The sequence below is a fragment of the Ruegeria sp. CDSB029 genome (assembly GCF_059611125.1).
The window spans coordinates 110,197-123,417 of record NZ_JBXWOX010000005.1; the positions used below are offsets into that span (position 1 = coordinate 110,197).

The 13,221-nt window shown below is 56.0% G+C and carries 11 protein-coding genes; 3 read left to right on the top strand and 8 right to left on the bottom strand.

Going from position 1 to position 13,221, the window contains the following annotated elements; genetic code table 11:
* The first annotated feature begins 34 nt into the window (after positions 1-34).
* Positions 35-1,144 (top strand): peptidoglycan-binding protein LysM, encoded by a 1,110-nt coding sequence (locus tag AC2FI8_RS07915; protein WP_496724719.1) that lies wholly within the window; start codon positions 35-37, stop codon positions 1,142-1,144.
* A 276-nt stretch (positions 1,145-1,420) separates the two neighbouring features.
* On the opposite strand, the gene AC2FI8_RS07920 is transcribed toward AC2FI8_RS07915, so the two are convergent.
* The 8 genes from AC2FI8_RS07920 to AC2FI8_RS07955 form a co-directional block, all read right to left on the bottom strand.
* The gene (locus AC2FI8_RS07920) at positions 1,421-3,634 is read right to left on the bottom strand and encodes an NADP-dependent isocitrate dehydrogenase (protein WP_496778285.1); all 2,214 of its coding nucleotides are present in this window, start codon (positions 3,632-3,634) and stop codon (positions 1,421-1,423) included.
* 333 nt (positions 3,635-3,967) lie between these two features.
* Positions 3,968-4,345, bottom strand: a complete 378-nt coding sequence (locus AC2FI8_RS07925) for a tetratricopeptide repeat protein (RefSeq protein ID WP_496778287.1) — start codon at positions 4,343-4,345, stop codon at positions 3,968-3,970.
* 296 nt (positions 4,346-4,641) lie between these two features.
* Positions 4,642-5,667, bottom strand: coding sequence for a trans-3-hydroxy-L-proline dehydratase (locus tag AC2FI8_RS07930; protein WP_496778289.1), 1,026 nt, complete (start codon positions 5,665-5,667; stop codon positions 4,642-4,644).
* Positions 5,668-5,676: 9 nt separating this feature from the next.
* Entirely contained in the window at positions 5,677-6,915 is a 1,239-nt protein-coding gene (locus AC2FI8_RS07935; RefSeq protein WP_496778291.1) for an NAD(P)/FAD-dependent oxidoreductase, read from the bottom strand.
* Positions 6,912-7,844 (bottom strand): 4-hydroxyproline epimerase, encoded by a 933-nt coding sequence (locus tag AC2FI8_RS07940; RefSeq protein ID WP_496778293.1) that lies wholly within the window; start codon positions 7,842-7,844, stop codon positions 6,912-6,914. The genes AC2FI8_RS07935 and AC2FI8_RS07940 overlap by 4 nt, the downstream gene beginning before the upstream one ends.
* A complete protein-coding gene (locus tag AC2FI8_RS07945; RefSeq protein WP_496778295.1) occupies positions 7,835-8,794 on the bottom strand; it encodes a dihydrodipicolinate synthase family protein in 960 nt (319 codons plus the stop codon). Before AC2FI8_RS07945 ends, AC2FI8_RS07940 begins: the two co-directional genes overlap by 10 nt.
* Before the next feature lie 134 nt (positions 8,795-8,928).
* Entirely contained in the window at positions 8,929-9,987 is a 1,059-nt protein-coding gene (locus AC2FI8_RS07950) for an ABC transporter ATP-binding protein (RefSeq protein ID WP_496766392.1), read from the bottom strand.
* Complete coding sequence (locus tag AC2FI8_RS07955; protein WP_496778297.1) at positions 9,984-10,790, bottom strand: IclR family transcriptional regulator; 807 nt, start codon at positions 10,788-10,790, stop codon at positions 9,984-9,986. The genes AC2FI8_RS07950 and AC2FI8_RS07955 overlap by 4 nt, the downstream gene beginning before the upstream one ends.
* A gap of 150 nt (positions 10,791-10,940) precedes the next feature.
* On the opposite strand from AC2FI8_RS07955, the gene AC2FI8_RS07960 reads away from it, so the two are divergent.
* Together AC2FI8_RS07960 and AC2FI8_RS07965 are read left to right on the top strand one after the other, a co-directional pair.
* Complete coding sequence (locus AC2FI8_RS07960) at positions 10,941-12,200, top strand: ABC transporter substrate-binding protein (protein WP_496778299.1); 1,260 nt, start codon at positions 10,941-10,943, stop codon at positions 12,198-12,200.
* Positions 12,201-12,296: 96 nt separating this feature from the next.
* Positions 12,297-13,220 (top strand): carbohydrate ABC transporter permease, encoded by a 924-nt coding sequence (locus AC2FI8_RS07965; RefSeq protein ID WP_170559897.1) that lies wholly within the window; start codon positions 12,297-12,299, stop codon positions 13,218-13,220.
* The last annotated feature ends 1 nt before the right edge of the window (position 13,221 follow it).

Genomic DNA, 13,221 nt, shown 5'->3' on the forward strand with positions numbered 1-13,221 from the left:
GCCTAACTATAAGAAAAGTCTAGAGGAAGTGGAAATGTTTGAATTCAACCTTAAGAAAGTTGTAATGTCGGCCACCGCCGTCACCGCTCTGAGCGCCGGCGCCGCGGCTGCGCAGGAAGCTTGTACCAACTATACCGTTGCCGATGGCGACACGATGGCAACTATCGCGATCGCAGCTTACGGCACATCGAACTATCAGCCGATCTTCAACGCGAACCGTAACGTCATCACCAACCCGAACGCGCTTGCGCCGGGCCTGGTTCTGGCCCTGCCCTGCGAAGACGGTAGCCTGCCGAACGGTCAGACCGCCCAGGAAATCATCGCGGCGGAAGAACAGCGGGCTGCGAGCGTGCAACGCTCCAGCGTTTATCAGCCGCCGATCAAGCTGGTCACCGGCAACGGTTGGGCACCTTTCGCTGATGAATCACTGAATGGTGGTGGCGCGATCACTCGTCTGGGCACAACCGCGCTGCAGCGTGGCGGCAACGCACGCGACTACTCGGTCAGCTTCGTGGATGACTGGAATTCGCACTTGGAAACACTGCTGCCGCTGGGGGCGTTCGACGTCTCGATGGCCTGGAACATGCCGGACTGCACCAACCGCACATACGAATGGTCCTGGGAAACCGAAGTGCGTTGCACTCAGTTCGACTCGTCGGTTCCGGTTTATGATATTGTCGTTGGCTTCTACACGCTGCCGGAAAGCCAGTACGCAAGCGCCACTACTTTCGATGAGCTTCAGGGTTCCACAATCTGCCGTATGGACGGCTGGTTCATCCATGACATGGAGCAGGAAGGCCTGCACAACGGCGATACCATGACGCTGATGCAGCCGATCACGGCGCGCGAATGCCTTGACGCCGTTCTGACCGGCACCGCAGATGTCGCTACTTTCGAAGTTCAATTGTTCTCGGACACCATGGTAGAAATGGGCCTGAACCAGAACGACCTGATCGAGAACCCCTTCGTCACCTCGCTGTCGTCGCTGCGCTTCATCAGCCACCGCAGCAATCCATTCGGCAAGCAGTATTTGGCGATGCTGAACAAAGGTCTGAACGAGATGCGTGAATCCGGTGAATGGTACGCCGTTGTCTCGGACACATTGCGTGAACACAACGAAAAACTGATGGCAGCTTCCAACTGATAATTCGGAAATCCGAACGCCTTGGGCCGGTCTTCTGACCGGCCCTTTTTCATTTTTTATCGGAATTTATGAGAAGTTTGGACCTTAAAACTCGAAGGTTACGGGAATCCCCTAATTTCCAAGAATTGTGGATTGGTTAACATGAAATCAACTGCACCGGTGAGGCTTCGGCCTGACCACTCACTCAAAAAAGGGGCGACTTTGGGGGTCGCCCCTTTTTTCTATTGATCTCATCAATCCAAAAATACCCACGCCGCAAAGCGTGGGTACTGTTTATCAGCCGATGATCGCGTTCAGTGTTGCGCTGGGGCGCATTACCGCTGCGGTCTTCGCAGGATCGGTGTGGTAATATCCACCGAGATCCGCCGCAGCACCCTGAACGGTCGCCAATTCAGACAGGATCTTGCCTTCGTTGTCCGCCAGCTCTTTTGCAATCGGCGCAAATTCTGCTGCCAATTCAGCATCATCGGACTGCGCGGCAAGGGCTTCGGCCCAATAACGCGCGAACCAGTAGTGGCTGTCGCGGTTGTCCGGCTGTCCAACTTTACGGCTGGGGGATTTATTGTTGTCCAGGATGCCTTGCGTGGCCGCTTCGGCCGCAGCACCTAAAACACCCGCTTTGGCGTTGCCTTTGTTGTCGGCCAGGAAGTTCAGCGATTCACCCAAAGCACAGAATTCACCCATCGAGTCCCAGCGCAGGTGGTTTTCCTCGACCAATTGCTGCACGTGTTTCGGAGCGGACCCACCCGCACCAGTTTCGAACAGACCACCGCCATTCATCAGCTTTACAATCGACAGCATCTTGGCCGACGTGCCCAGTTCCAGAATCGGGAACAGGTCAGTCAGGTAGTCGCGCAAAACGTTGCCCGTGATTGCGATGCTGTCCTTACCTGCCGTGATGGTTTCCAACGACTGGCGGGTCGCCTCGCGCGGAGGCATAATCAGGAACTTGTCGGCAACCCCAGCCGCCTCAAGCGCCGGTTTGACGTATTTGATCAATTCCGCATCGTGAGCGCGGTTTGCGTCCAGCCAAAAGATCGCTTCGGATCCGGTCAGGCGCTGACGGTCCATGGCCAACTGGATCCAGTTTTCGATCGGAGCTTTCTTCACAGTGCAGGCACGCCAAATGTCGCCCTTTTCAACGTCGTGTGAATGCAACCTTTCGCCATTGGCCAGAACGATACGGATGGTGCCGTCGGCCGGCGCTTGGAACGTCGTCGGGTGCGAACCGTATTCTTCCGCTTTTTGCGCCATCAGGCCGACGTTGGCGACAGCACCGACAGTGGCTGGGTTCAGCGCGCCATTGACTTTGAAAAAGTTGATGCTCTCATCATAAACCGATGCATAGCAGCGGTCAGGGATCACACAGTTGGTGTCGCCCTTGGCACCGGCCTCGTCCCAGCCTTTGCCGCCTGCACGGATTACGGCAGGCATCGAGGCATCGATGATCACGTCCGACGGCACGTGCAGGTTGGTAATGCCTTTGTCACTGTCGACCATATACATGGACGGGCGATCAGCCTTGATCGCGTCAATTGCCGCCATGATTTCGGCATTGTCCTGAACGCGTTCCAGCAAATCGCCCAGACCCGAGTTTGGGTTCACTCCCAATGCGTCCAGCTCTGCGCCAAATTTCTCGAACACCGGAGCCAGCCACGCTTTGACAGCATAGCCAAAGATGATTGGGTCCGAGACCTTCATCATCGTGGCTTTCATGTGCAGCGAGAACATCGTTCCGTCTTTCTTTGTGTCCTCAATCGCATCTGTCAGGAAGGATGACAGCGCCTTGACGGACATGAATGTGGCGTCTGCAACGGTGCCCTCGGCCAGTGGCCAGGCGTCTTTCAGGACAGTGACGCTGCCGTCTTTGCCGACAAATTCGATCTTGGCATCACCGGCCTGAGCGGCGGTAATGGTGGCGGACTTCTCGTTGGCATAGAAATCATTGCCAGACATCGACGACACTTTGGTTTTGCTGTCCGACGCCCACTCCCCCATCGAATGCGGGTTCTTCTGAGCATAGTTCTTCACCGCACGCGCCGCGCGACGATCCGAGTTACCTTCGCGCAGAACCGGGTTCACGGCCGAGCCTTTGATAGCGTCGTAACGCGCACGGATCGCCTTTTCCTCATCGGTCGATGGCTCTTCGGGGTAGCTCGGGATGTCGTAGCCTTGTGACTGCAGTTCTTCGACGGCCGCTATAAGTTGCGGGACCGATGCCGAGATGTTGGGAAGTTTGATCACGTTGGCGTCCGGCGTTTTCACCAGCTCGCCCAATGCGGCCAAATCGTCGGTGGTGCGCTGTGCGTCAGTCAGTTTTTCCGGAAAGGTCGAGAGAATACGACCGGCCAATGAAATATCCTTGGTACCGACACTGACACCTGCGGCACTAGCAAACTTGCGAATGATGGGCAGAAACGAGGCGCTGGCCAGTTCGGGCGCTTCGTCTACAATGGTATACAATATGTCGAAGTTCGAGTTATCTGCCATATTCTTTTACCTTTTTTAAACCTTTCGGGGCGTGCGATCCAAGAGTGTTCCACTTTTGCGTGGCGTAGGTGGGGCGCGTTTCTCCTACCGCCCCGACGGTGACTCTGATTTGACAGGGCCTCCCATAAATCAGGAAGGGCCTGGGATCAATCATCTAAAGCGCGCGCATATTGCCACGGGTAGTCAGATTTACGGATTGGACCATGGGTATAACTATTGATCAGTAATTTTGCGGGTAGTTATTGATCCAGCTTTTTGCCGGTCCAAAACGCCTTGAACCCGCCTTCGTTTGCAATTTGGTTCACGTGATCTTCAATTGCGGTGTCCAAATGCTCAACAGAACCAGCGTCCGCCTCGCGTGGAACCGAGGTTCCCGCTCCCCGCATGACTCGGGTCGAGATCCAGAACCTTCTCAAAACCATGAATAGCGGCAGATGTGTTTCCTTGATCCCAGTCGAACTGGGCCTTGTGAAACAATGCCTCAGTGCTGCTTGGGGCAAGCGACAGAGCTTTTTCATACGCTGTTTCAGCAGATTGGACATCGCCCGTCGCGTGATAGGCAATAGCACGCCACAAAGTTGAATGTGGGTCGTCGAGAGCGAGAGCCAAAGCACTGCTATAGTCCGAAATTGCCTTTTCGTACTGTTTGCCGCTGTAGTACGCCCAACCACGAGATCTCAGCAGCGTGCTCCGGTTTTTTTGGGGTAACATCCACGCCATTCATCAAAGTTGTGCAGGCCGCAACCACATTTGCCATGCCGCCTTTGTTGCCAAGGCATTACTGGGCCAGCTGCGTGTAGTTTGGTCCAGATTTTGATGGTGAATTGAAGGACAGCAACAACGTGGCGATCACAACAGCCAGGACGGCAAGACGAATGTGCATTACACCTCCAATCTGTTCAAAGCACTCACCTTAAGGTGGCAATCCAGAACCTATACTCAAGGAAACGCGTCGCCAAATTTCTGTAATGAAACGGAAAAGACACAAGTGCAATCGCAGAGTTTGATCAAACGCCCCAAGTGTCACTCAACCGATACCCACCCGGCCAGGGGTCGTCTGGATCAAGCATGTGCTGATGGGTTCCGGTGATCCAGCCGCGCCCGCTGATTTCTGGGATGATAGCAGGTTGGGCGCCAACATGAGTCTCGCGAACAATGCGCCCAGTAAAGCGCGAGCCGATGATCGAGACGGCCTCGAAGGTTCGCCCGACCGTCATCTGCCCTTTGGCCGCCATTAGCGCCATGCGCGCAGATACCGCTGTGCCAGTGGGCGAGCGGTCTACCTTTCCGGGCTGGATGGCAACAGCAGATTTACCGCGCCAACCAGTCGGTGTTTTTTCAAGCGGGCCACAAAAAGCGCAAAAGGAAATGTGGGGCCAATCCGGATTCTCGGGATGCGAAAACCCCAATTGCGCGTTGGCGGCATTCGTAATTTCAACGCCGGTCCGGGCGATTTCACGGGCTTCGTCTTGGGTTATGTCAAACCCCAGCTTAGCGGCATCTACAACCACGAAACTGTCGCCTCCAAAAGCCGTATCAACAGTCAGCGTGCCCAAACCCGGAACCTCTAACGGGACAGAGAGCTTACCCGCAAAACTGGGAAGGTTTTGCACGTGGATCCGTTCTGCCTTACCGTCTCGGCATTCAGCGCGCACGCGAACCAGGCCTCCGGGCGCTTCGAGCGTCAGATTGGTTTCAGGCTCTTGCATCGGGATGATCCCGCTATCCAGCAAAACCGTCGCAACACAGATTGAGTTTGAGCCGGACATTGGCGGAGTGTCCTCGGGCTCCATGATGATAAAGGCGGCGTCGGCATCCGGGTGTTTGGGCGGAACCAGAAGATTGACGTGCCGAAATACACCGCCTCTCGGTTCGTTCAGTACGAAGTTTCTTAGCGTCTGATCGTTGGCAATATGCGTTCGTTGTTCCCAGATCGTGTCACCCGGCGGCGGTGAGACGCCGCCAACTATAACATCGCCGACCTCGCCTTCGGCATGGGCCGACACGACATGAATGGTCTTGATACTGCGCATATCCCCTCCTCAAAACCGGGTGGCGGCGTAAGGCGACAATGATATTGGTGGGTCTTGCCCATCGACCAGCGCCCCGACGAGTTCCGCAGTTCCCGCAGATTGGGTCAGACCCAAATGCCCGTGCCCAAAGGCGTAAATGACATCCACCGATTTACGAGACGCGCCGATCACCGGAATGCTGTCCGGCAAGGATGGACGAAACCCCATCCATTGCGTGCCACCTTCGGTTTTTAATCCAGGCAGGAACGCCGCCGCCTTTTCCAACAAAATATCGGCGCGCTTGAAGTTAGGCGGCAAGGTTAATCCACCCAGTTCGACCGCCCCCCCTACGCGCACGCCGCCGTTGATCTTGCTGGCAACAAAACCGTGGCGCGAGAATGTTAGGTGCATACGCAAATCAAATGCGCCTTCCGGCAAAGTCGTATTGTATCCACGCTCGGTTTCCAGTGGGATGCGATCGCCCAATGTTTGCGCTATGTGATGAGACCAAGCACCCGCGGCAATCACCACTTTGGCCGCATCAATTGTTCCGTTCGCGCATGCGACGCGCACACCATTTTCCAGCGGTAACAGCGTTCGGATATCTTTCCGTTCAATCTGACCGCCGCGACCCTGAAAAACCTCAGCAAGATGTTCGACCCATCGCTTCGGATCAACAGTGTTCAGCCAGTTCGGTGTAAACCCCGCATGGGTGAACCGAGGGCTGAGGCCCGGCTGCATCTCAGCAATCGCGGCCGGGCTTTCAAGCAGTTCAAATTCGATCCCGTGTTCGCGGCGCAAGTTCCATGTCGGCAAACTGGCGCGATATTCAGCCTCGCCTTCATACAACTGTATCTGCCCATCGCGTTGCAACAAGTATTCGGCGTCGACGTTTGGTATCAGCTGTTCAAGCGTAGTTTTGGATAACGCCATCAAACTGGCTTGTGCGCCGAGTAAGTTTTCATAGCGATCCGGTCGACTGGCCCGCCAAAACCGGTACATCCACGGTGCAATTTTCAAGGCGTAGGCCGGCGGGATAGACAGTGGGCCCAACGGATCCAACAACCACTTTGGAGCTTTTCCCATGATGCCGGGCGTGGCTAGTGGTTCGACCTCAGAAAAGGCAAAGGCACCGGCGTTGCCGGCTGATGTTTCGGCCGCGACGCCCTTACGGTCCAATACAAGGACGGAATGGCCGCGTCGTTGCAGTTCGAGCGCGGTCGTAATCCCAATTACTCCGGCACCGATGACAACGACTTGTGGGGTCATGTTTCGATCCCGGCTTTGAAAGGATCGTGTTCGTCGAACAACAACGTGGCCTCAGCCATGATAAAGGCCTGCCCGGTGATCGAGGGGATAACACCCCCGTTTGGCCCGGGCTGGTAAGACAATTGATAGGAACTGCCAATCACGCTTTGCTGGATGATCTCCTGACTCGGCGCCAAACGGCCGTCGGCCGCCAGACAGGCCAGCCGAGCCGAACTGCCCGTTCCACATGGTGAGCGGTCGTAATTGTCATCGGGGCACAGAACGAAATTGCGACTGTGTACCGCCGGGTCCGGTGAAGATTCCTGTAAGATGACATGGTCAATCGGTTCGCCATTTTCTCCACCAGCCCCTTGCGCGATCGAGGCTGCGCGGATGGCGATCGACATGTCCGTTAGGTTACGAATGTTCACGGGCTCGACCGGGATCGGGCTGGGGTCAACGATGAAGAACCAGTTGCCGCCATATGCAACGTCGCCTGTGACATGGCCATAGCCCGCGACATCCAGGGTAATGTCCTGATGAACCCTGCGGCTTTCAATGTTGGTCACGGTAACGGTGTTTGCATCGTGCAACTTGACCGTCACTACACCAGCGGGCGTTTCGATCCGGTGTTGGCCTACGTCGATTCGTCCCAGATGAGCCAATGTGACCGCCAAACCGATGGTTCCGTGCCCACACATGCCCAAAACGGCGTCGACATCGAAATAGATCACACCGGTCACGCATGTCGGATCAACCGGCTCGACCAGTAACGCAGCGACCATGGCTGGCTGACCGCGCGGCTCTAACATGACCGAGCGATAGAACGCCTCATGTTCGGTCGCTAGGCGACTTGCCCGCTCAGTCAAAGACCCGGATCCAAGTCCCGGCGCGCCATCCAGAATGACGCGCGTCGGTTCACCGCCTGTGTGACTGTCGATCACATGCATTCAGCGATCACCCCACCCTGCCTCGACCAATCGGCGAACCATGTTTGGAACAGATCATATTGCTGCTCGCAATAATTACGCTGTGCATCGGTCAGTTCATCCGTTTCGTTAAAGTGCAGACGGTATTCCTGCTCCCCGTTCAGGACCAGCAAGTGCTTGTAGTACAGCACCAAATCCGGGCCTTCGTCAAATCTGGAAAGCACTTGAATCGCCTCTGTGAGTTCCTGCGCACGTTGGCGGGCCTCGGCATGGCCTTGCGCCGCCTTTTTGGACAGGGCGGCCAGCAGCAATGCTTCGCGCGGCAAGGCTGTGCCTATTCCCGTGATCGATCCGGTTGCACCGCAATTTACGAAACCGTGGTAAACCTCGGTATCAACACCAACCATTAGGGTGACCTGATCATCCTGACTGGTGATGTTTTCAGCCGCATAGCGCAGGTCGTCTTTGCCACCGAACTCCTTGAATCCGATCAGGTTTGAATGTTCCGCGCGCAGAGCAAAGAACAGATCGGCCCGCGTAGCAAAGCCATAATACGGACTGTTGTAGATGATTGCCGGAACATCGGGGGCGGCTGTCAAGATCGCTTTGAAATGGTTCTTCTGTGCGGCAGGTGAACTGCCGCGAGACAGAACGCGTGGAATGACCATCAGGCCAACGGCGCCTACTTTTTGCGCATGGGCTGCATGGGCTACGGCAGACTTGGTGTTGATGGCGCCGGTCCCCACCACAACGGGCAAACCCGCATCGACCAAACGCTCGACACCTTCCATCCGCTGCGCATCTGTCAACAAGGGCCAATCCCCCATCGAACCGCAGTAGACCACCGCCGACATACCCGCCCCGATCATCTGCTTTCCTTTGTGCACCAAGGCATCAAAGTCAGGCGTCCGATCGGGTTTGCATGGCGTCATCAGAGCGGGCATCGTGCCGGTGAACACATTGGTCGACATTGGTAAATTCCTCGATGGCTGGGCGTTTACACACGCTTTTGGAATCGCCATAACGGATATTGGATACAAAATCCAGAAAAATTGAAAACGCGCCGGATCGATGATCGGGCGCGTTCAAATTACAAAATGAATTTTCAACGAAGCCGGTGACCTGTTTCGGGATCAAATAGCATCGCGCGTTCCGGCCGCACTGACAGCCCGATGCGCTCACCTTGCTTGCTGCGCTGATCTTCTCGTTCCTCGACAATCAGCTTATCGCCATTGGGCGTCAGCAGATACGTGTAGCTCACGCCGCCAAGCGCTTCGGTCAGATCAACCGTGCAAGTGTCGCCTGCCCGGTCCACTGTGATGTGCTCCGGACGTATGCCAAGAGTCACTTTGTTCATCCCAGCCGGTACGTTTACAGGCACATCCAACGGTTCACTAAGGGCCGGGTGCGAGACCTTCCCATCGACAATATCGCAATCAAGGAAGTTCATTGCAGGCGATCCGATGAACCCCGCTACAAACCGATTGTCCGGGTCCCGATACAAGTCCATTGGCGCGCCGACCTGCTCGATCCGGCCATCGCGCAGCACCACGATCTTGTCGGCCATTGTCATCGCTTCGACCTGATCGTGGGTCACATAGATCATGGTCGCGCCAATTTCATTGTGCAGTCGCGCAATCTCGACTCGCATTTCTACGCGCAGTTCCGCATCAAGGTTGGACAGAGGTTCGTCGAATAAAAACACCTCGGGGCCCCGCACGATGGCACGCCCGATGGCGACACGCTGGCGTTGCCCGCCGGACAAGGCCTTGGGTTTGCGCTTAAGGTATTGATCCAACTTGAGGATGTTCGAGGCGTCTTGCACTTTCTTGTTGATCTCGGACTTGGGTACACCATTCATGCGCAATCCAAAGCCCATATTCTCGGCCACGGTCATGTGCGGATAAAGGGCATAGGTCTGGAACACCATGGCCACGCCGCGCTTGGCCGGATCCATATGGGTCACGTCGCGTGCGCCGATATGGACTTGCCCTTCGGTCGTTTCCTCAAGGCCCGCTATCATCCGCAGCAAAGTGGATTTACCACAGCCCGAAGGGCCGACGAAGACACAGAACTCTCCATCTTCGATCTCCAGATCAATGCCGTGAATAACCTGCGTCTCGCCATACCGCTTGATCGCCTGGTTCAGAGTCACACCTGTCATGTCGCTTGCATCCTGTTTGTTTCGGCGCTCGGGCGGGTCTCGGGGAACCGCCAGGCCTGTGCTTCGGCTCCGATTTGTTCGGCCACACGGCGAACACGGGGAACCCAGGTTTCCAATTGGTCGAAATTCATCCGTTCGGTCGATCCGGTCACGGAAATCGCCCCCAACATCCGCCCGCCCGAGGTGAGGATTGGACAGGCAATGCAGATGATGCCGGGCTCATGCTCTTCGTCATCAACGGCATAGCCACGACTGCGGATCAGGTCGAGATCAGCGCGCAACGCCGCCTCGGATGACAGTGTTTTGTCGGTAAAGCGGTGGTAGCTTTGCTGAGACGCGGCGCGGTCCAGCGCGGCCTCATCCAGAAACGCCATCATGGCTTTACCCACGCCCGTGCAATAGGCCGGACCGACTTTGCCAGCCTGCGAATACATCTCAATCGGTTGGGCCGCATTGCGTTTATCCACATACAGCACCTGATTTGAATCGAGCTGCGCCAGATGCACCGTTTCCCCGGTTTCCCGGCTCAATGCGTCCAGAAACGGTCGCGCAATCGGCGCGAGCGAGCTTTGTGTCCACGCTGCATGAGCCAGCCGAACCAATCGCAACCCGGGCGTATATGTCTGTCGGTCCGGATCATACGACAGCATTCCCTGATTGGTCAGCGTTTGCAGGAACCGATACAGGGTCGCCTTGGGGAAATTGCTGCTTTCCAACAGCTCTGCGAATCGGACCGGACGCGCGAACGCCGCCACCTGATCCAGCACATCACATGCTTTTCCTATTGTTCCGTCACCAGCCACGGGTGCCTGTTCTCCTCCCATTAACCCATCGCAATCGACACGAGGGTCTTGACAAGACTAACCGAGTCGATGTGTAGTTTTCAATATATAAAACATGGTTTCATTATTTGGAACCACAAAGACATAAAATGGAAGCTAAGGGAGGAAACCATGCATTCCATGTACAAGCGCACTGCCGCCGCTTTGGCAGCCAGTGTCGCACTTGCGGCACCTGTTGCCGCCGAACTGACCGGCGAGCTGCGAATCTTTCTCGATACCTCCAACCCGGCGCCGCGCGCGACGATGGAGGCAATGATCGACCGATTCGCGGAACAGCATCCGGGTCTGGAGATCGAAATCACGGTAATCGACCGCGAGGCGTACAAGACCCAGATCCGCAACTTCCTGACTGCGGATACGCCGGACGTGGCGACGTGGTATGCGGCAAACCGCATGAAGCCTTATGTCGAGGCTGGCTTGTTCGAGGATGTGTCGGACCTATGGGCCGAGCCTGAGATCGCCGAGAACCTGGCGTCGACCAAGGGTGCAATGACCATCGACGGCAAGCAGTGGGGCGTCCCCTATACCTACTATCAGTGGGGCGTTTACTATCGCAAAGACATCTTTGACGAGCTGGGCCTGACCGAGCCAACGACTTGGGAAGAAGAGCTGGCGAACTGCCAGAAGATCGTCGATTCCGGTCGCGCCTGCTATACAATCGGCACTAAGTTCCTGTGGACCGCTGGCGGTTGGTTCGACTACCTGAACATGCGCACCAACGGGTTCGACTTCCACAACCAGCTTGCCAATGGCGAAATCAGCTGGGAAGACGACCGGGTCAAGCAAACCTTCGCCAACTGGAAACAGCTGATCGACATGGGCGCTTTCGTCGACAACCATCAAACCTATAGCTGGCAAGAGGCCCTTCCCTTCATGGTCAACGGCGAAGCCGCCGCGTACCTGATGGGTAACTTTGCCGTTGCGCCTCTGCGCGAAGCGGGTCTGACCGATGACCAGTTGGACTTCTATCAATTCGTTTCTATCAACCCGGATGTCGAACTGGCGGAAGATGCGCCAACGGATACCTTCCACATCCCGGCCAACGCCTCGAATAAAGAAGCTGCACGTGAGTTCCTGCGCTTTGCCGTTTCCGCGGATGAGCAAACTCAGATCAACAACGGCGCAAACCTGGGCCAGCTGCCTGTGAATGCCCAATCGTCAGTTGATGAAGACAAGTTCCTGCAGCAAGGCTTTGAGATGCTGTCCGCCAACAGCCCCGGCGGCGTCGCCCAGTTCTGGGATCGTGACGCACCTGCGGAAATGGCGAAGGTGTCGATGGAAGGCTTCCAGGAATTCATGGTCAAGCCGGATAATGCCGACCGTATCCTGTCCAAACTGGAACGCGCACGTCAGCGCATCTACGAGAACTAAACCGGTCTGGCCGGGCTTCTGCCCGGCCTGCACCACTTCGTGCGTAAGGCGGGTGCATACCCGACTTACACCTTTGACCTAAATCCGAGTGAGCACATGTCAGCCGTCGATGTCCCCGAACAGGAAAGCTGGTTCCACAGAAATCAACAGCGCATAGCGCCGTGGCTATTTTTGGCCCCGGGTCTGCTGTTCTTCATGGTCTATGTGATCATTCCGGTGTTCCAATCCTTCAATCTGTCTTTGTACGAATGGGATGGGCTCGGCGCAGCGGAGTATGTAGGCGTTCGCAACTACGAAGACCTGTATTGGGAATTTGTTGATCGTGACGCGTTCTATATTTCACTGAAGAACAACCTGATCTGGTTGATCATGTACCTGCTGGCGATCCCTGCGGGCCTGTTCATTGCACTGTTCCTGAACCAGACAGTCTGGGGCATTCGGCTGTATAAGTCGCTGTTCTTCTTCCCCTTCGTAATCTCACAAGTTGTCGTTGGCCTCGTTTTCACCTGGTTCTATGATCCGACATTCGGCCTGTTAAACGAATTCCTCGGCCTCTTCGGCTTCGGCCCGTTGAACGTGCTGGGGGACGAACGTTTCGTCACCTACGGCATCATCTTCGCTGGTCTCTGGCCGCAAACAGCCTACTGCATGATCCTGTATCTCACTGGCCTGAACGCTGTGGATCCTGAACAGATCGAGGCTGGACGTCTGGACGGTGCAAAAGGCGGGCGGATGCTGTGGCACATCATCCTGCCTCAACTACGCCCCGCCACCTTCATTGCTTTCGTTGTCACCATCATCGGCGCGCTTCGGTCTTTCGATCTGATCTCGATCATGACCCAGGGTGGCCCGTTCGGCTCGTCCCGTGTGCTGGCCTATTACATGTTCGAAGTCGCGCTATCAGAATACGGCTTCCGCATGGGTTATGGCGCCGCCATCGCGGTGATCCTGTTCCTGATCATGCTGTGCTTCATCGCCTATTTCCTGTGGTCGATGTACCGCGAAGAAAGGGGGCATTAAG

Excerpts from the sequence above, each read along its gene's own strand:
- AC2FI8_RS07945 (WP_496778295.1), bottom strand. The coding sequence starts at position 8,794 with ATGTCGACCAATGTGTTCACCGGCACGATGCCCGCTCTGATGACGCCA.
- AC2FI8_RS07935 (WP_496778291.1), bottom strand. The coding sequence starts at position 6,915 with ATGACCCCACAAGTCGTTGTCATCGGTGCCGGAGTAATTGGGATTACG.
- AC2FI8_RS07960 (WP_496778299.1), top strand. The coding sequence starts at position 10,941 with ATGCATTCCATGTACAAGCGCACTGCCGCCGCTTTGGCAGCCAGTGTC.
- AC2FI8_RS07965 (WP_170559897.1), top strand. The coding sequence starts at position 12,297 with ATGTCAGCCGTCGATGTCCCCGAACAGGAAAGCTGGTTCCACAGAAAT.
- AC2FI8_RS07925 (WP_496778287.1), bottom strand. The coding sequence starts at position 4,345 with ATGTTACCCCAAAAAAACCGGAGCACGCTGCTGAGATCTCGTGGTTGG.
- AC2FI8_RS07940 (WP_496778293.1), bottom strand. The coding sequence starts at position 7,844 with ATGCATGTGATCGACAGTCACACAGGCGGTGAACCGACGCGCGTCATT.
- AC2FI8_RS07915 (WP_496724719.1), top strand. The coding sequence starts at position 35 with ATGTTTGAATTCAACCTTAAGAAAGTTGTAATGTCGGCCACCGCCGTC.
- AC2FI8_RS07930 (WP_496778289.1), bottom strand. The coding sequence starts at position 5,667 with ATGCGCAGTATCAAGACCATTCATGTCGTGTCGGCCCATGCCGAAGGC.
- AC2FI8_RS07950 (WP_496766392.1), bottom strand. The coding sequence starts at position 9,987 with ATGACAGGTGTGACTCTGAACCAGGCGATCAAGCGGTATGGCGAGACG.
- AC2FI8_RS07920 (WP_496778285.1), bottom strand. The coding sequence starts at position 3,634 with ATGGCAGATAACTCGAACTTCGACATATTGTATACCATTGTAGACGAA.